Genomic DNA, 21,722 nt, shown 5'->3' on the forward strand with positions numbered 1-21,722 from the left:
ATTACACCAAGTACAGAGCGTCAAAGACTGTATAAAATTAAGTGAATTGGTATAAAAAGATTGCAAGCTTACCCATCTTTTGTATTAATAGTGTAAACAGAGTGTTGCAGTGCAACATTTAATCATTATTACGGGTGTCTCGCAGCATGAAGTTTTTACTATGTTCAACACTTTTTTTAATCGCAAATTCTCCAACAGCGCTATTCGGCGCTGAAGCTTCTGAAGATGAAGATTTATTTTCATTAAGTTTTGAAGATTTACTCGATGTACACGTTGATATTGCGAGTAAAACAGCGGAAACCCTGTCATCAGTTCCTTCAACAATGAGCGTGTTTAGCCGTCAGCAAATTCAAGCGCTCGGAGTTGATAATGCGTATGAAGTGATGAATTTTGTTGCGGGTATGCAATCAACCCGCGGTGATTGGGTAGGGGCTGTGCCTAAAGATCATGCCCGAGGAGTGTACCTAGATAGTGGTAATGTGTTGGTGATGATCAATGGTGAGCGCGTCAATGAATCATCATTTGGTAAGGCTTCTGTCTACATGCCTTACATACCCATTGAGGTAATAGAAAAAATAGAGTTTATTCGTGGGCCGGGCTCTGCTTTATACGGTAGTAACGCCTTTTTAGGTGTGATGAATATTGTCACGACAAAAGAGCGTAATGCATTACAGGCTGTAGCAGGCAACAATGGTCGTTACGGAGCAACAGCACAGTTTTATAAGCATTTTAGTGACACGGTGTCGGCGTATGCGACGTTATCATACGAAAGTAAATCGGGTGAACGCTACCCACAAGACGTAAAAGACCCTCTAAAAGCGGTGTATATTGAGGCAGGGTTAGATTATAAAAAACTTTCACTTCATACACGTTACAATGAAACGCAACTTGATGAGTTTTTAAATCTTGCCGGTTATTCTAAACAAAACCAACACACCAGTGATAATACGTTTATAGGCATTAAATATAATTGGCTTAATACCGATAAATTCAAGCTAGATAGTCATTACTCTTACAGTAAACATGCAATATCAACGGCTGGGTTGATTGCTGAATTTGACGATATGCCAGACTTTTTATTAGGGCCCGATTGGCAAACCTCTGACAGTAAATTTTCAACGGAATTAAGTTATCAGTTTGATAATCAATGGCAATTAGCTGCAGGCGTTGAATATGCTGAGGCAAAGCAGCAAAAAGCCGATGTACGTACTAACTATTATGATAGTGACTCACAACAAGTTATCCTCGCGCCTGCTTATTATCAAAATGGGATTGTACGTATTAAAGATTTTCCTTTATTTGCGTCATTAAAGTATACCTTTGAAACGGTGAGTGCTTACGGGCAATTAAAGATTCCATTTTCTGACTCGTTCACGTTCTTTATAGGGGCACGCTATGATGATGTTAAAGATATCGACAGTAAATTATCACCTCGATTAGCAAGCATTTACGAAATTAATCAGTCACATACATTAAAGCTTCAATATGGCGAATCGTTCAGAACACCGGTGACGAATGAACTTTTTTCTAATGACTCTGTGACAAAAGGTAATCCATCATTACAATCTGAGTCAGTTAAAACCACTGAACTTGTTTGGCACTATCAAAACGCGACACTTCAAACAAATGCGGTACTTTTCTATAATGAACTTAATGACTTTATTGAGACTGTGCCCTTTCAAGGCAGTGACACACTGTTCACTTTTGAAAACTCACTCAACACTGATAACCATGGTTTAGAGCTGGATGCTACATGGCAATATAATAAAAAATTTGCGCTTATGGGAACCTATACACACTATTTCCATGAGCCGATAAATGCCAGTTTTAAACGCTTTGCCAGCTTAGTAACCCGTTATAACTTAAACGATAGTTGGCAGCTAAGCCTAAACATTTTATGGCGTGACCAAGTGAATGCGGCTTTATTAAACGGTGATGAGTTTAACCAATCGGCTTACAGTTTATTAGGAGGCACGGTTAAATGGCAATTGAATACGCATAGTCATTTAATGTTTAAAGCTGAAAACGTATTGGGTAAAAACTATAACGTGTTTGATCCACGTGTTGAGAATGGCTCTGTCGCTGGTACAACAGAAGAATTATCGCTACACTACCAAATCAATTTCTAGCAGTGTCGTGTTTAAGGTCTGAATGTCATCATTAAGTAAAAAGTTAGTTGCGGCAGGTGCTGTTTTAATTTTGCTGCTTGTATTGGTTTTTTACATTGGTCGACAACACGATTACACAAAAGCCAGTCAATTAAGCCGTGTGCAAGCGGTGCAATTAAGTCACTATTTTTCAAGTGAACTTGAACGGTTTCAAACGATCCCTGCCTTAGTGAGTGCTAATGATTTAGTAAAAACGTTTGTAACTAACCAAGGTGTTGGTGAACAAGCCGTCAATTATTATCTTGAAGATATCCAGCGTGCAAGTGGTGCATCAGATGTTTATTTAATGGACTTATCTGGCTCTGTTGTGGCCAGTAGTAATTGGCAAGTCGATTACACCTTTCTTGGCAGTAACTTTGCGTTTAGGCCGTATTTTTATTTAGCGAAAAAAGGTGAAAAAGTTGCTTACTTTGCACTAGGAATGCGCTCAAGTGAGCGGGGTATATACTTCTCTGAACCGGTTATTGCAGACGGTAAAGTTATTGCCGTCGTGACATTAAAAGTGAATGCAAAAAAGTTTGAGCAAGACAGGCAATTGCTAAATGCGTCAGACAGTACGCACTTTCATATTTCTCTTGAAGACAGTGTTATCGTGATGTCTGATGTGCAAAGCTGGCGTTTAAATTCGTTAAAAGCGCTTAGCGAAAAGCAAATGGAAACGCTTGTAAGTTCAAGGCGATACCTATCACATACGCCAAGTTTATTAGCTTATACTTCTAGGCCTTTAAGTGATAATACGGCTGAGCAAACCATCGAAATAAATAATAAGCGAGTGCGATTTATTAGCGCGTTCGAAACCATCGATATTATTAATGCGAAGGCCAGCGTGCTGGTAGATATAAGCGGTTTAGAAGTTGCACAAATACCACGTTTACTGTGGTTTAGTGTGTTTTATATGATAGTTGTCGTGCTCATACACATGAGTATGGTTCGTTTTGCGGGTTATAAAAAACTCTTATTTTCAAGACACAGTCTTGAGCAAGAAGTGATAGAGCGTACGCATGCACTCGAAAAAGCGCAAAAGGCACTTGTCCAAGCTGCTAAGCTGGCTACGATAGGCCAGTTAAGTGCGGGTATTAATCATGAAATAAACCAGCCATTAAGTGCGATGAACACTTATTTAGTCAGTGCAAAGCGACTGCTTATGAAAGGCAATATTGAACAAGCATCAGAAAACCTCGTATTGGTGCAATCGCTCATTGAGCGTGTGCATAAGATCGTTGCTCAACTTAAGCATTTTAGTAAGCCTGCACAAACGCAACTGCGTGAACAGAGCTTATCGCGGATGCTTAAAAATGCATTAATGATCGCCAGTGCTCAATTAAAGCAAGATGATATTGATGTTAAAACAGCCGACATCTCAGAACTTATCACGGTATGGGTCGACAGTGTAAAGTTTGAACAAGTATTAGTGAATGTAATCACCAATGCCAGCCAAGCGATGGCTGAATGTGAAAAACGCGAATTGAGTTTTGAGCTTGAATTATTTGACGACAGAGTGAAGTTTTCGATACTAGACACAGGCCCAGGCATTGACCAACATGCATTAGGCAGTATTTTTGAGCCATTTTACAGTACCAAAACCAGCAATGGTTTGGGGTTAGGGCTGTCTATTTCCCGACAAATTATCGACTCATTCAATGGTCGATTAAGTGCCCATAACCGCCCTGAAGGGGGCGCACAGTTTATTATTACACTACAAAGCAATAAGGAAACCTCATGAGTTTAGTTGCCAATGCCTGCCAACAGGTGATCGTTATTGATGATGAAGCGGTGATCCGTGATTCATTAAAGCAACTGCTCGAGATTGAAGGCTATCAGGTGCAATGCTTTAGCGAACCAACGGCGGCGTTATCTAAACTAAGTCGTCGTTTTGAGGGGATTGTATTAAGCGATATTAATATGCCTAAGATGGATGGTTTAACCTTTTTAGAACAAGTTAAGGCATTTGATAGTGAACTACCGGTTATTTTTCTAACGGGCTTTGCAGACGTGTCTGTTGCAGTAAAAGCCATGCAATTAGGGGCTTATGACTTATTTGAAAAGCCGCTAACTGAGCAGCTATTAGATTGCATTGCGCGAGCATGCGATAAACGCGCGTTGGTGATGGAAAACCGTGCATTGAAAATTGCTGTCGAAAAAACATCAGCACCAGGTGTGCGAATTTTGGGTGAAACCGAACAAATGCAGCAGATGATGCATTTACTCAATGCCGTGATTGATACGCCAGCAGATGTATTAATTGAAGGCGAAACAGGCACCGGAAAAGAGCTAGTTGCTCGCTACCTCCACGACCAAAGTAATCGTTCATCAGCAAATTTTGTTGCCATAAATTGTGGCGCAATTCCTGAGCAGTTAATTGAGAGTGAGTTATTTGGTGCAGCCAGTGGCGCGTACACGGGGGCAACACAATCACGACAAGGTAAGTTTGAATTTGCTAAAGGGGGAACGGTATTTTTAGATGAAATAGAATCGACCCCAGCAAGTTTGCAGGTTAAGTTATTACGCGTGCTTGAAGAGCGAAAAGTTACTCCCGTTGGTGACAATCATGCTGTTGATCTTGATGTGCGTATTGTTGCAGCAACCAAGGTTGATTTACTTTCTTTAGTCGAAGCGGGTGAGTTTAGAGCCGATCTTTATTATCGACTGAACCTCGTTAAAGTGAGTATCCCTGCGTTACGTGATCGTAAAGCTGATATACCGTTGCTGTTTAAACATTTTAGCTCCATTGCGGCGACTCGATTCCATAAACCACCTGCAACACTGAATAGCGAAGCTAAACAACGTTTGTTAGCCTACGATTGGCCTGGGAACGTGCGTGAACTTAGAAACCAAGCAGAACGCGCTGTTTTGTTGGGCTCTGACTTAGCATTTGCCACTAATAATGATAGTAACAACGAAATCCAACTCGCCCAAGATCTCAGTCTCGCTGAAAAAATGAGTTTTTATGAGCAGTCACTGATTGAAGAAGCACTTGAGCGAAACAATGGCAGTATTAAAAATACCATGCAAACCCTGCAAATCGCCCGTAAAACACTCTATGACAAAATGAGTAAGTACGGTATTAATCGTGAAATGTTCAAGGATTAAGCAATCACAAAGTGGGTGTGGGTGGATTAAGTGACATCGCATCTTAAAAAATGTGTGGAAATCCGCACATAAAAACAATGCCAATAAATTGATTTAATCATAACTATATGTATTTTAAGTTTTTTAAATTTATTGTGTGAGTTGGCAATTAACTTGCCTCTAGTGTTAGGAACAACAATTTGAACCTAATATAAAGGGGCGCATAATGACAACAATAGTAACTTATACAAAAACTCGCGTTGCAGCGGGTATAATTTTAGCGTGTTTTGCAGGCTCATCTATGGCTGCTGATTACGCTGTATATGGAAAAGCCGAAGTTCAAATAGCCAACACCGATACTGGTGTGATGCGCTATGCTGATGAAGGTACGCAAATTGATGCACCTTTTTCTCGTATAGGCATCAAGGGCAGTCATAAACTCACTGAATCATTAAAAGCTGTGTTCAAATACGAAGTACAAGTAAAAGGCTTTGAACACGATGATACTAATGAGCCATTCTCAGCACGTAATACATATTTAGGCTTAGCGGGCGATTTTGGTGAAGTCGTCGTTGGTCGTAATGACACGCGCTTTAAATATTCAGAAGGCAAACTTGACGGTTTTAACGAAACACAAGCTGATATTGCGCAGTTGATCCCAGGGCAAGACCGGATTGGCGACACCATTACCTATAGCTCTAAAACATATGCGGGTGCTTCATTAGCGTTAACATACGCGCCAAAAGACGATAGCAGTAATGATGAGTCAGGGTTTGCTGCAACCGTTATTTATGGTGACCGTGCATTAAAATCAGCTAATTATTATGTTGCAATCAGTCATGTTGATGCCCTTAATAAATTAACGGCAAGTCGCGTTGTCGCAGCGTGGAAACACGAAAATCTTCAGTTAGCCGGTTTAATTCAACGTAGTGAATCAACAGACGGGACTAAAGAAGGCAATGGTTATGCTGTAAGTGCAAGCTATGCAATTGATAAATGGGTCCCTAAATTACAATACGTAAAAGACGACTCTAAAATTCGCCATGCTGAAGAAGGTAAACAATGGACAGCAGGTGTTGACTATGTATTTGATAAACAAACAACTGCATACTTATTCTATACTGATTTAGACCTTGATATTGAATCAGATAACAGCATTGCACTTGGCCTTAAGTACAAGTTTTAAGGAGTCGGTATGTCATTAGTTAATCAAACAAAAGACGGCACAGAGCAACGTCCGTTGATGACCACTGTGATGCTTTTATTGGGTCCATTAGTGATGCTATTAACATGCTTAATAGACCCACCAGCAGGGATGAGTGAACCCGCACTTAGAACAGCAGGCCTTGCATTTTGGATGGCATCTTGGTGGGTGAGTGAGGTTGTGCCAATTCCAGCTACTTCATTATTACCACTGGTTATATCACCTCTTGCTGGTATTGCAGCAATCAAAGGGGTTGCAGCACCGTATGCTCACCCTTTGATCTTTTTATTCTTGGGCGGTTTTTTAATTTCTATCGCGATGGAGCGTTGGGGGCTACATAAACGTATAGCACTTAATACAATGCTTCGTGCGGGAACGAAACCTAGCCTACAAATTTTAGCGATGATGTTGGTGACGGCATTTTTATCAATGTGGATGTCAAATACAGCCACTGCGGTGATGATGCTACCGATTGCTATGTCGATCACGATGTTAGTAAAGCAATCTAATCCTGATAACGACCAATTTGGCAAAGCATTATTACTATCTATCGCGTATGGTGCGAGCATTGGTGGTATTGCCACATTGATTGGTACTCCGCCAAATGCATTAATGGCAGCGTACTTATCAGATAGCTATAAAATTGATATTGGTTTTGCACAGTGGATGAAAGTAGGTGTCCCGCTTGCAACAGTTATGCTTATTTTATGCTGGGTATGGTTAACTAAGTTTGCTTATAAAGTGGATACACCGTGCGCGCAAGATGCGAGCCAAGATACTAAATCATTATTTTCAACCCAGCTTAAAGAGCTTGGCGTAATGCAGCGTGCTGAAAAAGGCGTGGCAATAGTGTTTGTACTTGCTGCAGTGTGTTGGATTTTCAGACCGTTATTGGCTGACTCAACAGGGTTAAAAATATCGGATACAGGCATTGCGATTGCTGCTGCTTTACTGCTGTTTGTGTTACCAGCTAATAAAGGGGATGGCGAGCGTATTCTCGATTGGGAAAGTGCAGCAAAAGTGCCCTGGGGCGTGTTATTACTGTTCGGGGGTGGTTTAACACTTGCTGCGCAAATTAAATCATCAGGCTTAGCAGAGTACATCGCTCACATGATTGAAGGTGCAAGTGTGATTCCGTTAGTACTGAGTGTCTTGGCTGTTGCAACATTGATTACTTTCTTAACTGAGATCACAAGTAATACCGCAACTGCCGCTGGTTTCTTACCGCTATTAGGTCCGGTTGCTGAATCTGTATTTGGAACGCCTTTAGTGTGGGTTATTCCTGCAGCGATTGCATGTAGCTGCGCATTCATGATGCCTGTTGCAACCCCTCCTAATGCCATTGTGTTTGGGTCGGGGCAAATTCAAATGCGTGACATGATCCGATCAGGCTTTGCACTTAATATCATTGCGATTGCGATGATTACGCTAATTACAATGACCATCGCGGCCGCTGTGTTTGGTTTTTAAGATACATTTATAATATCCAACCTATTCCAACCAACAACAGCGCTCACCCTGAGCGCTGTTTTTTTACTTCTATGAAAGTTGCGGCGGTTATTATTGATCGCTATAGTTGAATTTGTCGCTATTCAAGAGATCACATTTTGACAGATATTCAAAGACTTCTACATTCTCAATTCCAGCAACTCAATCGTACTTTTTTGGCTGAACCTTATTTGCCAATCGAGCAGCGTATTAGCATTTTAAAACAGATAAAAAATAGCCTGATTACTAACGAGCAAGCCCTTGTTGCGGCGACGAGTAAAGATTTTGGATATCGCACTGCTTTTGACACCGTACTGGGTGATTTATTACCGACAGTAAAACTCATCAGTGACACAATAAAACGGCTGCCCAAGTGGGCTCGCAATGAGTCGCGTGGTGTGGGTATTAGTTTGTGGCCCTCTAAGGCTCATATTAATTATCAGCCAAAAGGTGTTGTCGGTGTTATTGCGCCGTGGAATTATCCTATACAGCTCGCACTGGTTCCTGTCATTACCGCATTAGCGGCAGGTAATCGAGTGATGCTAAAAGTCAGCGAATTTACACCCCATACCAATGAGATTATAAAGGATATATTTTCTGGTGAGTTAGCATCGCATTGCCATATTGTTGAAGGGCAGAGCGAGGTTGCTGCGGCGTTTAGTGAACTGCCTTTTGCACACATATTATTTACAGGCTCCACAACAGTAGGTCGTAAGGTGATGCAGGCAGCGAGTCAGCATTTAACACCGGTTACTTTAGAACTTGGCGGTAAATCACCGGTTGTGATTCTTGACGATGTGAATATAAAATCAGTGGCGAAAACATTGCTGTTTGGCAAGCTAAATAATGCAGGGCAAATTTGTGTTGCACCTGATTATGTATTCGTACCAAAAAAACATGAGCATCAATTACTGCAGCAGCTATGTGAGCTCTATAAACAGCATTTTAAAGACGGCGTTGAGGGAAAAAACCTAACTTCAATCGTCTCTGACTCTCAATATCAGCGTTTAAAATCATATTTAGTGGATGCTGAAGATAAAGGGGCTCAGATTTTTAAGCCGCTTGAAGAGAATCAATATGACGATTTAAAACATCGTTTGGGTTTGCATATATTGACGCAAGTTAATGATGCGATGAACGTGATGCAAAATGAAATATTTGGCCCATTACTGCCGATAATGAGCTATGAATCATTGCAACAGGTTATTGACTATATAAATAGTCACCCTCATCCCTTAGCATTGTATATTTTTGGCCACGATAAAGAGAGGATTTCGTTTGTGAGTCAGTCGATTCGCAGTGGCACTTTGGCAATAAATGATGTGTTGATGCAAGTGACCGCAGATCAGCTTCCTTTTGGTGGGATTGGTGAATCAGGAATGGGTCACTACCATGGAATAGAAGGGTTTAAAACTTTTAGTCATGCCAGAAATACGTTGGTATCTGGTAAATTTAATCCAAGAACACAGCTATTGCTTAAGCAAAATAAATTGCTTATTACGCTATTAAAATGGATGTACTTGCGTCGATAGACGCAAGTACTCCGTGTCATTATAAACGACCGTCAGGGGCGTACAATCCCGCTTGTATTTTTGCGTAAATAGCGTCGGCTTTTTCTTTTGCAGCTTCAACTTCTGCTGGCATCATGTTTCGCTCGTCAAGTTTACGACTATGACTGGCATCCATATTGCCATTGTATTCAGCAATCGTGTTCCAAATATATGACTTTTCAAGGTTTTTTGGAACGCCCAAACCATCATAATACATTAACGCCATATTATACTGCGCAAGCGTAAAGTTATTTGCAGCAGCCTTTTGATACCAGCTCATTGCTGTGCGGTAGTCCTGTAAAACACCTTCACCATTGGCATACATAACACCCAAATTATATTGTGCTGCAGGGTGGTTTTTTTGCGCTGCCATTTCGTAAAGTGATATTGCTTTCTCTTTGTCTAGTTTTACCCCTTTACCTTCTTGGTAAAGTACACCAAGTGCAAACATTGAATCTGCGTGAACTTGCTTAACGGCTTTTTGGTAAAGCTCTGCTGCTTTACGGTAATCACGCTGAACACCGAACCCACCTTCGTACATTTTAGCTAATTCATAAATAGCGGGTGCATAGCCACGATCTGCAAGGTAATTAAATTCTTGAAGTGCTTCTTCAAAACGTCCTTCATTCGCTGCGAGTTGAGCATCTTCTAGGCTTGCATTGGCAAACGGTGAAAGAAGTAACACGCTGCTTAGCAATAGTGATTTTAAATTAGGCTTGATCATAGTCTGCCTCCAAATGTGTGTTTAAATATCAATAATTAGGGTATTGATAAAAGCCTTGCCGTATCAGCAAATGGGCAAAACATATTGTTAGTTTAGACCCAACTACTGCAAATGCCTAATTTATAGACACCGACACGCTTAGTAATTAACAAGTAGGCTTAAGATACAGATTTTAATAGAAAAACTAAAGAAATAAAAAAAGCCCAGAGTGGGCTTTTTGAGGTCATATCTACCGTCACCGATATGAGCAATGTAGCAAGTAAAGTGTAACGTTTTATGTCGGTGCTCGGGTCGAGGAAGCAACCATCATTCAAGAGTTACGTCTTGAACAAACTTGGTGGAACAGCATCAAACCCTTGTAGGTATTGAAACTGCGGTATAAAAAGTTTAGCGAACCAAGTTGTTGATAACGATTATTACTTAGGTTTAACTGTTCGTCAATAGTTAAATGAGAATTAATTTCATTAAAATGCAGGCATTGCATATTTACACTCTCTATCAACTTGCTAAAGTAATTAGACAGGAACAGGATTTTACAAATACAAATGAAAAAAATAGCAAAGTACCTAATTGCACTTAGCATATTGCTTGGCATTGCAGGATGTTCACCTAGCTTTACCTATAACAACCTTGGCTGGTTGTCTGGGTTTTGGATAGACGACTATGTGGACCTGAATAGCGACCAAGCAGATAAGTTTAAACACATAGTCCAAACTAGCCGTGATTGGCACAGAGAAACGCAATTGCCTTTGTACAAGCGTGATCTCGAACATTTAAAATCATTACTTGATAAAAATGTTAGTCATGATGAATTAAAAACCCATTTCTTAGCTGCAAAACAGCATTGGCAAACATTAGTGACAAAACTTGAACCTGAGTTAATTGCATTAGCAAATACCTTGTCTTACAAGCAGCGTGTTGAGTTTGTGGCTGCGTTACAAGAGAACATTAACGATGAATATGAAGAGCATGAACAAAAAACGCCAGCAGAACATGATAAAGCGCGTTTAGACGACAACCTTGATACCTATAAAGAGTGGCTTGGTACAAAGTTATCAACTGAACAAAAAACATTGGTTGTCGATTTCACTCATCAGCGTGTCGATACTTTTTTGCTCTGGATGCAGTACAAACAAAAACGTTTAGATGCACTTAAAACGTTATTTTTACAAGAAACCAAGCCCGCCGATTTTGATCAACAACTTGCGGTTATTATTAACGACCGAATTGCGTTCATGAGCCAAGCACTTATTAACGCTGACGACAAAAATTTAGAGAATTACGTGAAACTATTGTTAGCACTTAAATCCACATTAACAGAAAAACAGAAAAAAAATGTACGCAATGAATTTAATGATCTGATCGAAGAAGTGACAGCGTTGATCAATGATTAGTTTTTTATTTTCGTCAAATTTTAGCCGTATTACGTGTTGAGAATGAAAGCGTAATATACGTCCAATACCTAAAAATAGGCGCATTATATGTGCCTACTACGCGCATATAATCGTGTCATCTTATTACCCGCTAATTCTAAGGTCAGAAGTGGCTTTTTTAGTGTGAAAAACAAAAACAATAAGATCATATTAAAAAGGAAAAAAATGAATAAACTTTATCAAAGGATACCTATCAGTGGCGTTATTTTGTTAATAATGTCATTTTCGGTGCTATCTAATGAGCCTAATACTAATAACTCTCTTCATCGAAAAATTGAAAACGCCATTAATAATGAGGGGTTAGTGGGCGTTGTTTGGTCAACGACCACACCTGAAAAAATCACCATAGGTGCATCAGGACTTGCAGAGGCGAAAAACCGTAAACCACTTACTGCGCAAAGCAAAGTTCAGACGGCCTCTATTGTTAAAACGTTAATAGCGACAGGAATCCTTCGCTTAGTAACTGAGGGAAAGCTTACGCTTGATACACCTGTTGCAGAAATTCTGCCAAGTATTAACTTTGATAATCAGTGGTCATCACGTGATCCTGTGCGTGTAAGACACTTACTCGACCACACATCTGGACTTGATGATGCACGGCTTTGGCAGATTATGTCTATGAATGCACAGCCGAAAGCCATGCTTAAAGTTGGCTTATCGCAAAATTCACTGTTAGTGCGAAGTCGACCGGGTAGTCGACTTTCATATTCAAATATCGGTTATACATTGGCAGGCATGGTTATTGAGCAAGTCACAGGTCAAAATTACGAAGATTATCTAGATCAACATCTCTTACAGCCATTAGAAATGTACAGCAGTACTTTTAATTTTGTATCCCAAGTAGGCCCATATAAAGATCCTGCGCTGGCGATGGGGCATTTTGAAAATGGCGTATCGCAAGCCGCGTTGCCAATGTATCTTCGCCCAGCGGGGCAGTTCACTACATCAGCTTATGACATGGCCTTGTTTGCTAAGTTTCTGATGGGCAATGGTAAAATAGGTGACAACGTTTTTATTCACCACGAGTTACTTAAAGCAATGGCCACACCAACGACAACAGACGCTGTATCTGCAGGGTTAATCGACGTAGGTTATGGGCTCGGATTAAGTAATAGAGACAGGCACAATGTTGTTGGTAAGTGCCATAGTGGCTCGACGATAGGCTATAAAGCAAACTTCTGTCTTTTTCCTGAGCAACAAAAGGCTTTTTTCATTGCGTTTAATGCAGATGTAGAAACTGCCAATTATAAACAGTTCGATAATCTCCTAATTGAAGCATTAAACATAAATAAAAAGAGGCCAACAACACAGGCTCAGGCTCCCGCTAACATACATGATTGGCAGGGGATATATGTACTGGCCCCTAGTCGATTTGAAAGCTTTGCTTATTTGGATTACGTGCTGCATTTTGTAACCGTAAGTTGGAATGAACAGGCATTGGTGTTTTCACCTTTTCAAAGCGCGACTAAATATTTACACCCCGTTGGAGGAAACCTATTTCGTGCTGAAGATAAGGTGCGAACTTCGCATGTACTCGTTACTCTAGATGATGGAAGACGAGGTATCAGTTATGGTTTTAGAACATATCAACAGCTAAGTGTTTTGCAAATTGTGCCTATTTGGCTGAGCGTAATAGCGGGTTTAAGTGGCCTCGTGTGGATTATTATGTACGGTGTTGTGTGTACGCTTAAACGACAATTAAGCTATTCATCGATGATGTTTGTGCCATTCCTCTCAACGCTGCTCCTGTTTTTGCCGGTTCCTTTTTTCTTTGGACAATCTTTTATGGCATTAGGCGATATGACACTAGCAAGTCTAATACTGACGGTCGTGACTGCTTTGCTACCGATTGCGATGATATTTGGGTTATGGCGCTCATTTTATTCAACTCATACCCCAGTGCTTAAGCTGTTAAACAGGTTTGCTCTGTTTTGTGTTTTACAGTGGTGTTGTGTGTTGGCGATATGGGGGTTAATGCCCATTCGCTTATGGGGTTAAATATGCCCCTAAAATACAGGAAGTAAGTAGTGATTGCTCTGTGTAACAGCAGAGCAATACCTTTATTTTGAACTGAATATTTAAGCCGGTTCTGTTATTAGCGTGTGCTACTAATCCAAAGAGATACTGTGTAGTAATAATAGGGATGTAGTGTAAAGAGCTTACCTTAACGCTGTTCACTGTTAATAAAATGTTCCTAATTAATTTGTTTCACGCTAAAATCAAGTAATCATAACAAAGCGAGAAACTTGATGGATATTGGTGCGCTGAGAGGCACTCAGGCTTTACGAAATAACGTTCTTAAATGGATGAGCTTTTGTTTGGGCGTACTTGCAACAATATTCGCTTTTTATAATTTACTCTATAACGACTTTGCTGTGCTTGGCATACTCGAAGTTTTCTTTGCCGTTTTTTGTTTCCACACCTACTTTTACACACGACAACACTACGGCCATCTGTGGCAATCGCTTACTCTGTGCGTTTTTTTGAGTCTGCTTGTTGTTATTGGTACGCATTTTGGTGATATTAAAAACCTGCTATTTATTTGGACGTGCGCTCTGCCCATTTTGTATTATTTGTTATTAGGCAAGCGATATGGGCTATTTTTCTCGTTTGGAATAGCCATCATCCAAGGCATTACATTACTCAGTAAAGAGACCTTAGTACCGTTAAACTCTGTTAATTCGTTACTCAACCTCTCGTTTGTCTATATCAGCATTTGGGCTGTGTCGCACAGTTTTGAAAATAGCCGTGCAGAATATGGAAAGCGTCTTGAAAATTTAGCCTTGTTAGACCCTCTCACAGGGGCTGGCAATCGACTCGCAATGACTCATTATTTCGAAGTTGAGCTGACTCATAAAAATGGTTTGTTTATGTTAATGCTTGACCTTGATTACTTTAAAAAAATTAATGATCAGTACGGTCATGAAGTAGGCGATAGAGTGTTAATAGAGGTCACCAGTTTCTTTAGGCAACGGCTTAATAAAGGCTATGTGTTTCGTATTGGTGGCGAAGAATTTGCTATCTTTTTACCTGCAAGTGACCCACAGAGTGCGTTTGAATTTGCGGATATGTTGCGTGAGCAATTAGCCACAATTGACTACCAAATAGATGAGCACACAATTAATGTAACCATTAGCATTGGTGTTGCGTGTTATATGCCAAAACAAACCCTTAAAAACTTTATAAAACGGGCTGATGACGCCTTATATCAGGCAAAACAGCAAGGACGTAATCGTGTTGTTACAGCCTATGAGTTAAATATTACTCAACTGTTTTGCGATACAGATAAAGCAAGCTAAGTACTTTTTTGATACATGGCATCGTAATTAGGGATATTTGCTTCCCAAATGGGGATATCTTTACCTATGTATTCACGCATCGCATCAAAAAATAAGCGTGTTCTGACTGGCAGATCTCTGTGCGGATACACAGCATACACCGCACTGTAATCAAGTAATTCAATGTTGGTCAAAATAGGCACTAAATCACCTCGCTTTACTTCATTTTCAAGTATAAAGGCAGGAGCGAGCACGTACGCGTTTCCTGAAATAGCCTTCATAAGAAGTACTTCTGCGTCATTAGCCCTGAATACACTTTTAATATTTTGCTCGATAATATCGCCATTAGCATTGCGATAACGAATACCACTTATACGCTTACTTGGACTGGTGTAGCTGGCTGCTGGCAGTTCTTTTAAATCTTCTACACATGTTGGCATACCGTAGGTTTCAATAAACTCAGGCGAGGCTAAGAGCAACATCCGGTTACGTGCAATTTTACGCGCGATGAACGAGGAGTCTTTTGGTTCGCCAACACGAAACGCAAGATCGTAACCCTCAGACACTAAATCAATTAATCTGTCGTCTAGACGAAGTTCCACTTCTACTTGCGGAAAACGTTTTTGAAAGTCGTTAATGACCGGTTGAATGTAGCGTTTGCCAAGAATACTTGAGGAAGTGATTTTAAGGGTTCCTCGCGGTTCTTGGTGATAGTTTTCAGCTAGTAGCACTGTTTCATTTAAGAGATCTCTGAGTTCAGCGGCTTTTTTGATCATTTCAGCCCCTGCTGCAGTTAATGAAAACGAGCGCGTGGTTCTATTAAGCAAGCGAACGCCTAACTCGTCTTCGAGGCGGCTAATTTGTTTAGAAATAACGGAGCGGTCGATGTTTCTCGATTCAGCGGCTTTTGCAAACGAGCCTCGCTCTATTACCTCAAGTAGCATTAACAGGCGGCTGGTGGTATCCATAGCAGTTCCTAAAACATTATTGATGCCATTTTGGCATTAAAGAATTTAGAAATCTATCATTTTTGTCATCTAATTAGTGCCGTAACATTGTCTCCAATCTATAAACAGGAGAGTCGTGATGAACAAATCTATTCTTGCAGTGGCAGTGGCCATTGCGAGCTTAACGCTTGCAGGGTGTGGCACAGAAGCCAACCAAGCAGCGCAGCAACAGCATTTACAACCTATTGATGTAGCAGAAGTACTCGTTAAGCCAGTACAAAATTGGCACACCTATACAACACGTTTAGAAGCACCGCAAGAAGTTGCGCTCATGCCACGTGTTTCGGGTGTGATCGATAAAATTAACTTTAAAGAAGGTGACAGCGTTAAAGAAGGCGATTTGCTTTTCACGCTTGATGCACGCCCTTTTGCTGCGGTGGTTGATAGCTTAAAAGCGCAAATTGAAAGCGCCAAGGCAGCACTTGAGCAAGCTAAAAGTGAAGCAAAACGAGCTGAGCGCTTAACAGAACGTAAAGCTATTTCAATTGAGCAAGCAGAGTCTCGTAAATCAACCCTTAGACAACGCGAAGCGCAATTGCTAGCTCTTCAGGCAGAACTGAGTGCAGCTAAGCTTGATTTAGCATTTACCCAAGTTCGTTCACCCATTGATGGCGTAGTATCGCGAGCAAATATCACCAAAGGTAACAACGTACTTGCCGGTCAAAGTGTGTTAACACGCATTGTTTCAAACCAGCAAATGTATGCTTACTTTGATATTGATGAGCGCACGTGGAATCAGTCATTTGCTGATGTTACAGCGCAAAGCGAACAAGCGGTCGTGATGCAAAAAGTGGGCGAAACGAGCTTTAACTTTGATGGCAAAATCAATTTTATTGATAATCAAATTAACGAAACTACCGGTACTCTTCGCGTTCGTGCCGTGTTTGAAAACGATGAGCAACAACTGCGTGCGGGGTCATTTGCTCGTATTAAGCTTGCAGCCAATAAAGTAAGTGAAAAAGTTATCGTGCCAGAGCGTGCAATTGGTACAGATTTAAAGAACCGTTTTGTACTCACTGTGGGTGAAGGCAATGTTCTTGAATATAAATTAGTGACGGTGGGCGAGCGTTACGGCAGCCTACGCGCGATTACATCAGGCTTAAATGAAAGTGATGTGATAGCCGTCAATGGCCCTGCTCGTGTAGGTCCTGGTATGCCTATCTCACCAAACACCGTCACCATTAACAGCGACGGAATAGCATTCACTCTTTCAAATAATCAATCAGATTTAGTCGCGAAAAAGTAGGGCAAAATGAAATTTTCACACTTTTTTATTCAGCGACCCATCTTTGCTGCGATGCTGTCGCTTATATTTCTTATCGCAGGGGCCATCTCGTTATTTCAATTGCCAGTGAGTGAGTATCCAGAAGTGGTGCCGCCAACAGTTGTTGTGACGGCAAGTTACCCAGGTGCAAACCCAACGGTGATTGCTGAAACAGTGGCGACTCCGCTTGAGCAAGAAATCAATGGTACCGAAAACATGTTGTATATGTTTTCACAAGCAACCAGTGATGGCCGCATGACATTAACGGTAACGTTTGCGTTAGGCACTGATTTAGACCGTGCACAAGTACAAGTGCAAAATCGTGTAAACAGTGCACTACCGCGATTACCACAAGAAGTTCAGCGTTTAGGTGTCGTAGCCGAAAAATCATCACCCGATTTAACCATGGTGGTGCATTTATACTCGCCTGAAAAAACGCACGATACGACCTACTTAGCGAACTATGCCGACTTGTATATCAAAGATCAAATTGCACGTCTTCCTGGTGTGGGTGACGTACGTATGTTCGGTGGTGGCCAATACTCGATGCGCGTTTGGCTAAATCCAGATGCGCTATCGGCACGCGAATTAACGGCAATGGATGTAGTAAATGCATTGCGTGCGCAAAACCAACAGGTTGCTGCGGGTAGCTTGGGTGCACAACCTACGTCGAAAAGTAACCAATTCCAAATTCTAATGAATGTAAAAGGGCGCTTAAGCTCACAAGAAGAATTTGAAAATGTGATCATTAAAGTCGGTGAACAAGGTCAGCTAACACGCCTAAGTGATGTTGCACGCCTTGAGCTTGGCCAAGATACGTATGCACTAAGAGCGATGCTAGATGGTCAACCAGCCCTTGCTATGCCCGTATTCCAACGCCCCGGTTCTAATGCGATTGAGCTTTCTGATCAAGTGCGTGAAACCATGAAGGTGTTAGCTAAAGACTTTCCATCAGGAGTAGAATACGACATTGTTTATGACCCCACTATTTTTGTACGCGGTTCGATTGATGCTGTAATTAAAACGCTTTTAGAAGCAATCGCGTTAGTTGTTATTGTTGTGGTGGTGTTTTTACAAACATGGCGTGCATCGGTTATCCCACTGATTGCTGTGCCAGTATCTTTGATTGGTACGTTTGCGGTAATGCAATGGTTAGGCGTGTCTATTAATACCTTGTCGTTATTTGGGCTCGTGCTCGCAATTGGTATTGTTGTCGATGATGCCATTGTTGTGGTTGAAAACGTTGAACGAAATATCGAACAGGGCTTATCACCACTAGAAGCAACTCGTGTTGCGATGACAGAAGTAACCGGGCCAATTATCGCTATTGCGTTAGTATTGTGCGCGGTATTTATTCCTACGGCTTTTATTACGGGTTTATCGGGTCAGTTTTATAAGCAATTTGCACTCACTATTACTATTTCGACGGTTATCTCAGCATTTAACTCGTTAACATTATCGCCTGCGTTATCGGCGTTATTATTAAAAGGTCATGATGCAAAACCAGACCGTTTAACTAAGTTATTAAACCGCCTATTTGGCAACTGGCTATTTAAACCCTTTAACCGCGTGTTTGATAAAGGCGCAAATGGCTACGAAAAACTGGTGCAAAAGCTTATTCGTATGAGTGTGATTGTATTAGTTGCTTATGTTGCGCTTGTGGGTGGCACCGTTAAATTGTTTGATGCTGTTCCGGGTGGCTTTATTCCACAGCAAGACAAGCAATATTTAGTGGCTGTTGCACAGTTACCTGATGCGGCAAGCTTAGACAGAACCCAAGAAGTCGTGCAAGAAATGGAAAAAATTGCACTACAAGTCCCCGGTGTTGCAAACACTGTGTCGTTTCCTGGTTTATCTGTAAATGGTTTCACCAATAGCCCAAATAGCGGCATTGTGTTTACTCCGCTTGCACCTTTTGAAGAGCGTCAAGACCCGAGTATGTCTGCAATGGCGATAGCGGCGCAGTTAAATCAAAAATTTGCCGCTATTGATGAAGCGTTTGTCGCGGTGTTCCCGCCACCGCCAATTCAAGGTTTAGGGACTACTGGCGGCTTTAAACTGCAAATTGAAGACCGTGCTAACAAAGGCTTTGAAGTGCTCTTTAACAGTTTACAAGCAACCATTACTAAAGCGCAGCAAGACCCCGCATTAATGGGACTTTACTCTAGCTTTAGAATTCAAGTGCCACAAATGGATATCGACATTGACCGAGAGCAAGCGCTTATCCAAGGCATTCCTCTTGATGAAGTATTTAATGCCTTACAAGTCTATTTAGGTTCTGTGTATGTGAATGACTTTAACTTGTTTGGTCGTACTTATCAGGTAAATGCGCAAGCTGATGCTGATTACCGTCAAGATCCAGAGCAAATTTTGAATCTAAAAGTACGTAACCGTATGGGTAAGATGGTGCCATTAGGTTCTGTATTAACGGTCACACCAACAACAGGCCCAGATCGTGTGATGCACTATAACGGTTATCCTACAGCTGAACTAAATGGTAGCCCAGCACCAGGTTATAGCTCAGGCCAAGCACAGCAAGCTATTGAAGCAATCCTTGCAGACACACTTCCCAATGGGATTGAGTTTGAATGGACAGAAGTAACCTATCAGCAAATATTAGCGGGTAACACTATGGTGTATGTTTTCCCACTTGTTGTATTGCTTGTATTCATGGTACTTGCGGCGCAGTACGAGAGCTTGAGATTACCTCTGGCTATTATTCTGATTGTGCCTATGACTATTTTCTCGGCCTTGTTAGGAGTGTGGTTTGTGGGTGATGACAACAATATCTTCACACAAATCGCACTAATCGTACTGGTTGCGCTAGCAAGTAAAAACGCCATTTTAATGGTTGAGTTTGCACGAGATCAGCATAAAACGGGAATGTCTCATCTTGAAGCCATTATTAAAGCATGTCGCTTACGGCTTCGCCCAATTCTAATGACATCAATTGCTTTTACGGCAGGTGTTGTACCACTAGTTCTTGCCACTGGGGCAGGTGCTGAGATGCGTCATGCTATGGGTAACGCGGTATTCTCAGGCATGATTGGTGTAACCGTGTTTGGCTTATTGTTTACCCCGGTGTTTTATATGTTAGTAACGAAAAAATCGCAGAAGGAGCAACACGATGCATAAGCCTCTTGATGCAATCTTTAAAAAAGGCAAACTTGTAAGTGCAATGCTGTTAGCTGGTGTATTGGCAGGCTGCGCACAAAGCGTAGACATACAAGAGCAGCAAGTTAGCCTGACACAATTTGTCAGTGATACACAAATTGGTGCACAAAACGAAGGTGCGAGCGAGAATAACTGGTGGCGTCGTTTAGATTCAGCGCAGTTAGACAATTTAGTGACTGATGCATTAGCAATGAATCACGACTTAAAAACCAGCCAACTTCAACTTGATGCAGCCATAGCTCGTTTAGGTGCAGCCCGCGCGGATTATTATCCGCAGGGCAGCCTAAGCGTAATCGCAGAACGCAGTAGCTTAGATGGCGCTATTACGCGCCAATCAAACGCGGGTGTTAATGTAAATTGGCAGCTTGACTTATTTGGTCGAATTACAGCTTTAGTGGATGCTGCGAATGCTGGCGCACTAAATCAAGCCGAGCAGTTAAGGGCATTGCAGGTTGAAGTGGTTTCAGCGGTAGTGCAAGGCTATGTAAGCTATCAAGGTAATGTGCAAAAGCAAGCGATTATTGAGATGCAAATCGAGGCGTTAGAGCAAAGTATTGATGTGCTGAGAGCGAGAGTTGAAGAGGGCGTTGCCAATGAGTTGGACCTTAATCGTACCCTTGCTCAGTTAAAGCAGCAACAAGCGCTTATTCCTGAGCTTAGTTACTTGCAATATCGCGACTTAGCAACCCTTGCGGTGCTAACTGGCCGACTTGCAAGCGACATAACGCTGATTGAAGAGCCTGAATTATTGAGCCGCGATTTTAGCGTGTCGTTTTTTAAAGCGAGTGAAGCAATGGCACTCAGACCAGATATTACCAGTGCCTTGTATCAGTTCAGTCAAGCTTATTCACTCAGTGTTGCAGCCTCTAAAGCGCTTCTGCCTGATATTAGCCTGGCAGGGTTTGCAGGTGTGGTGAGTTTAACCAATAATGGTTTAGACGATACCGTGCAACAATGGCAAGTGACGCCAAAAGTTGAATGGTCATTACTCAGCTATCCTGCATTATTGGCTCAACGAGACGCACAACAATTTTTAAGCGAAGCGGCTTACAGCGACTATCAAAGTAAAGTACTAAAAGCGATAAGCGAAAGTGAACTTACCTTGCAACGCTTAGTCAAACAACAGCAACAACTTGATTTTGCTAATCAGCGTTTTAATTATGCGAATAAAGCATTTGAACAAGCTCATGCTATGTATGAAGAAGGACAAATTCCTTACTTAGAGTTGTTAGATGCGAGACAGGATGTTTTAATAGCGCAAGAAAATGCCGTTGATTCAACTATTGCATCTGTCCAGGCCAAGGTAAGCGCATATAACGTGTTTAACGGTCGTTGGAGCTTTGAACTTAACAATCTTTAACCC

Annotated in this window: 14 protein-coding genes; 12 read left to right on the forward strand and 2 right to left on the reverse strand. The window is 41.4% G+C overall.

Annotated elements, in window-relative coordinates:
- The first annotated feature begins 146 nt into the window (after positions 1 to 146).
- From ACSSVW_RS02065 to ACSSVW_RS02090, 6 genes are all read left to right on the forward strand, one after another.
- Entirely contained in the window at positions 147 to 2,129 is a 1,983-nt protein-coding gene (locus ACSSVW_RS02065; RefSeq protein ID WP_454178736.1) for a TonB-dependent receptor plug domain-containing protein, read from the forward strand.
- Between the two features lie 22 nt (positions 2,130 to 2,151).
- The gene (locus ACSSVW_RS02070; RefSeq protein ID WP_454178737.1) at positions 2,152 to 3,891 is read left to right on the forward strand and encodes a sensor histidine kinase; all 1,740 of its coding nucleotides are present in this window, start codon (positions 2,152 to 2,154) and stop codon (positions 3,889 to 3,891) included.
- The gene (locus ACSSVW_RS02075; RefSeq protein ID WP_454178738.1) at positions 3,888 to 5,258 is read left to right on the forward strand and encodes a sigma-54-dependent transcriptional regulator; all 1,371 of its coding nucleotides are present in this window, start codon (positions 3,888 to 3,890) and stop codon (positions 5,256 to 5,258) included. The genes ACSSVW_RS02070 and ACSSVW_RS02075 overlap by 4 nt, the downstream gene beginning before the upstream one ends.
- A gap of 205 nt (positions 5,259 to 5,463) precedes the next feature.
- Positions 5,464 to 6,423, forward strand: coding sequence for a porin (locus ACSSVW_RS02080; RefSeq protein WP_421420525.1), 960 nt, complete (start codon positions 5,464 to 5,466; stop codon positions 6,421 to 6,423).
- Positions 6,424 to 6,480: 57 nt separating this feature from the next.
- Entirely contained in the window at positions 6,481 to 7,911 is a 1,431-nt protein-coding gene (locus tag ACSSVW_RS02085; protein ID WP_227006889.1) for an SLC13 family permease, read from the forward strand.
- A gap of 134 nt (positions 7,912 to 8,045) precedes the next feature.
- On the forward strand, positions 8,046 to 9,461 hold the full coding sequence (locus ACSSVW_RS02090) for a coniferyl aldehyde dehydrogenase (RefSeq protein ID WP_454178813.1): 1,416 nt from the start codon (positions 8,046 to 8,048) through the stop codon (positions 9,459 to 9,461).
- Between the two features lie 19 nt (positions 9,462 to 9,480).
- Here ACSSVW_RS02090 and ACSSVW_RS02095 read toward each other — a convergent pair whose 3' ends face one another.
- Positions 9,481 to 10,203 carry a tetratricopeptide repeat protein gene (locus ACSSVW_RS02095; protein ID WP_036972801.1) on the reverse strand — a complete coding sequence of 241 codons (723 nt, stop codon included), beginning with the start codon at positions 10,201 to 10,203 and terminating at the stop codon, positions 9,481 to 9,483.
- 545 nt (positions 10,204 to 10,748) lie between these two features.
- Between ACSSVW_RS02095 and ACSSVW_RS02100 the strand changes: the two genes are divergently transcribed.
- The 3 genes from ACSSVW_RS02100 to ACSSVW_RS02110 all read left to right on the forward strand — a co-directional run bounded on the left by ACSSVW_RS02100 (position 10,749) and on the right by ACSSVW_RS02110 (position 14,935).
- The gene (locus tag ACSSVW_RS02100; RefSeq protein WP_454178739.1) at positions 10,749 to 11,597 is read left to right on the forward strand and encodes a DUF6279 family lipoprotein; all 849 of its coding nucleotides are present in this window, start codon (positions 10,749 to 10,751) and stop codon (positions 11,595 to 11,597) included.
- A 204-nt stretch (positions 11,598 to 11,801) separates the two neighbouring features.
- Entirely contained in the window at positions 11,802 to 13,634 is a 1,833-nt protein-coding gene (locus ACSSVW_RS02105; protein ID WP_454178740.1) for a serine hydrolase domain-containing protein, read from the forward strand.
- A 251-nt stretch (positions 13,635 to 13,885) separates the two neighbouring features.
- Complete coding sequence (locus ACSSVW_RS02110) at positions 13,886 to 14,935, forward strand: GGDEF domain-containing protein (protein ID WP_065979125.1); 1,050 nt, start codon at positions 13,886 to 13,888, stop codon at positions 14,933 to 14,935.
- On the opposite strand, the gene ACSSVW_RS02115 is transcribed toward ACSSVW_RS02110, so the two are convergent.
- On the reverse strand, positions 14,932 to 15,882 hold the full coding sequence (locus ACSSVW_RS02115; RefSeq protein ID WP_454178741.1) for a LysR substrate-binding domain-containing protein: 951 nt from the start codon (positions 15,880 to 15,882) through the stop codon (positions 14,932 to 14,934). The two genes, ACSSVW_RS02110 and ACSSVW_RS02115, sit on opposite strands and share 4 nt — an antisense overlap.
- A gap of 118 nt (positions 15,883 to 16,000) precedes the next feature.
- On the opposite strand from ACSSVW_RS02115, the gene ACSSVW_RS02120 reads away from it, so the two are divergent.
- The 3 genes from ACSSVW_RS02120 to ACSSVW_RS02130 are packed head-to-tail and all read left to right on the forward strand — an operon-like array spanning position 16,001 to position 21,719.
- Positions 16,001 to 17,167, forward strand: a complete 1,167-nt coding sequence (locus ACSSVW_RS02120; protein WP_454178742.1) for an efflux RND transporter periplasmic adaptor subunit — start codon at positions 16,001 to 16,003, stop codon at positions 17,165 to 17,167.
- 6 nt (positions 17,168 to 17,173) lie between these two features.
- Entirely contained in the window at positions 17,174 to 20,320 is a 3,147-nt protein-coding gene (locus ACSSVW_RS02125; protein ID WP_454178743.1) for an efflux RND transporter permease subunit, read from the forward strand.
- A complete protein-coding gene (locus tag ACSSVW_RS02130; protein ID WP_454178744.1) occupies positions 20,313 to 21,719 on the forward strand; it encodes a TolC family protein in 1,407 nt (468 codons plus the stop codon). Before ACSSVW_RS02125 ends, ACSSVW_RS02130 begins: the two co-directional genes overlap by 8 nt.
- Positions 21,720 to 21,722 lie beyond the last annotated feature (3 nt).

Source organism: Pseudoalteromonas sp. MBR-15 (genome assembly GCF_053628915.1).

Coding starts and splice junctions, on each gene's coding strand:
- ACSSVW_RS02105 (WP_454178740.1), top strand. CDS start 11,802: ATGAATAAACTTTATCAAAGGATACCTATCAGTGGCGTTATTTTGTTA.
- ACSSVW_RS02065 (WP_454178736.1), top strand. CDS start 147: ATGAAGTTTTTACTATGTTCAACACTTTTTTTAATCGCAAATTCTCCA.
- ACSSVW_RS02110 (WP_065979125.1), top strand. CDS start 13,886: ATGGATATTGGTGCGCTGAGAGGCACTCAGGCTTTACGAAATAACGTT.
- ACSSVW_RS02120 (WP_454178742.1), top strand. CDS start 16,001: ATGAACAAATCTATTCTTGCAGTGGCAGTGGCCATTGCGAGCTTAACG.
- ACSSVW_RS02085 (WP_227006889.1), top strand. CDS start 6,481: ATGACCACTGTGATGCTTTTATTGGGTCCATTAGTGATGCTATTAACA.
- ACSSVW_RS02080 (WP_421420525.1), top strand. CDS start 5,464: ATGACAACAATAGTAACTTATACAAAAACTCGCGTTGCAGCGGGTATA.
- ACSSVW_RS02100 (WP_454178739.1), top strand. CDS start 10,749: ATGAAAAAAATAGCAAAGTACCTAATTGCACTTAGCATATTGCTTGGC.
- ACSSVW_RS02130 (WP_454178744.1), top strand. CDS start 20,313: ATGCATAAGCCTCTTGATGCAATCTTTAAAAAAGGCAAACTTGTAAGT.
- ACSSVW_RS02125 (WP_454178743.1), top strand. CDS start 17,174: ATGAAATTTTCACACTTTTTTATTCAGCGACCCATCTTTGCTGCGATG.
- ACSSVW_RS02095 (WP_036972801.1), bottom strand. CDS start 10,203: ATGATCAAGCCTAATTTAAAATCACTATTGCTAAGCAGCGTGTTACTT.
- ACSSVW_RS02075 (WP_454178738.1), top strand. CDS start 3,888: ATGAGTTTAGTTGCCAATGCCTGCCAACAGGTGATCGTTATTGATGAT.
- ACSSVW_RS02115 (WP_454178741.1), bottom strand. CDS start 15,882: ATGGATACCACCAGCCGCCTGTTAATGCTACTTGAGGTAATAGAGCGA.
- ACSSVW_RS02070 (WP_454178737.1), top strand. CDS start 2,152: ATGTCATCATTAAGTAAAAAGTTAGTTGCGGCAGGTGCTGTTTTAATT.